Source organism: Nitratidesulfovibrio oxamicus, from assembly GCF_015731765.1.
GTDB lineage: Bacteria > Desulfobacterota > Desulfovibrionia > Desulfovibrionales > Desulfovibrionaceae > Cupidesulfovibrio > Cupidesulfovibrio oxamicus.
Genome location: NZ_VRYY01000647.1, coordinates 1 through 966, shown reverse-complemented (window position 1 = coordinate 966; position 966 = coordinate 1). Strand labels below are relative to the sequence as shown.

The 966-nt window shown below is 71.1% G+C and carries 2 protein-coding genes and 1 pseudogene; all 3 read left to right on the top strand.

Going from position 1 to position 966, the window contains the following annotated elements:
- Window positions 1-235, top strand: a pseudogene (locus FVW20_RS16675) (hypothetical protein); the annotation flags it as partial.
- Between the two features lies 1 nt (window position 236).
- A complete protein-coding gene (locus FVW20_RS16670) occupies window positions 237-662 on the top strand; it encodes a hypothetical protein (protein WP_196610469.1) in 426 nt (141 codons plus the stop codon).
- Between the two features lie 15 nt (window positions 663-677).
- The coding region (locus tag FVW20_RS16665) for a DUF2586 family protein (protein ID WP_231039192.1) at window positions 678-966 on the top strand (289 nt) is incomplete at its 3' end.

Sequence of the window (966 nt, the reverse complement as noted above, 5' to 3'; positions counted from 1 at the left end):
GGCGGCGCTGCCGCGCGGGCTGAACGACGCGCGGGGCCTGTGGGTGGCGGTGCGCGTGCAGCGGGCGGAGTTTCAGGGCTACGCCGAGCGCCGCGTGGGCAACGCGGTGGTGGCCCCGTTCATAAAGCGTTCGCACCTGTTCACCATCGACTTCACATGGCGGGTGGCCACCGAAGAGGAGGTCCGCCTGCTGACCGACATCAACATCGTTCCCCACGTGGGAGGAGGCAACTGACATGGCCAACACCGCGACCAAGAGCGCGACCAAGAGCACGCAGGACATGACGGACAAGGCAACGACGCAGGACGCGCCCGACATTGCGCAGACGCAGGCCGACACCGCGCAGACGCAGGCAACCGGCAGCGACACGCCGCAGCACGAGGGGCAGCAAGCCGCCTCCACGGGGCAGGAACAGGCCGCCACCGCCGAAAACGCCACCAGCGCGTCCGATGGCGATGGCGCCGCAGCCACCACGGGGCAGGACCAGCCCGCGGCAACCCTGCATTCGCTGGACGAGCTGGCCACACTGTACCGCGTGCCCAGTTGGCAGCAGGCGGCGCTGGCGCGCATGCAGGGCTGGGAGCCCGGCAAGCGCGTTACCGCAGAAACCTACGAAGCGGCCCTGACCGCGTTGGGCGCACGTCCGCAGGGCGGGCGTTAGCCGTAAGGAGGCACCATGGGCGACGTACTGGAATATCTTGTGGACGGCACGTCGGGCCTTGCGCCCGGCGGCGTGGACGGCACGGCCATGATCGTGGGCGTGTGCTCCGGGGGCCAGCCCGGCAAGGGCTACCTGCTGGGCAAACGCAGCGACCTTGCGGGCCTGCTGGGCGTGGGGCCGCTGGTGGATGCCCTGCGCGACATCTTCGCCACCGGAGGGCAGAACCCCGTGGTCATCGCCGTGCCGGTGGCCGGGCAGCCCGCCGGGTACATCTCGCCGGTGCGGCAGACCGGCCCCGGCGCGG

Bases quoted from the DNA above. Each gene is read 5' to 3' on its own strand.
- FVW20_RS16670 (WP_196610469.1), top strand. From the start codon at position 237: ATGGCCAACACCGCGACCAAGAGCGCGACCAAGAGCACGCAGGACATG.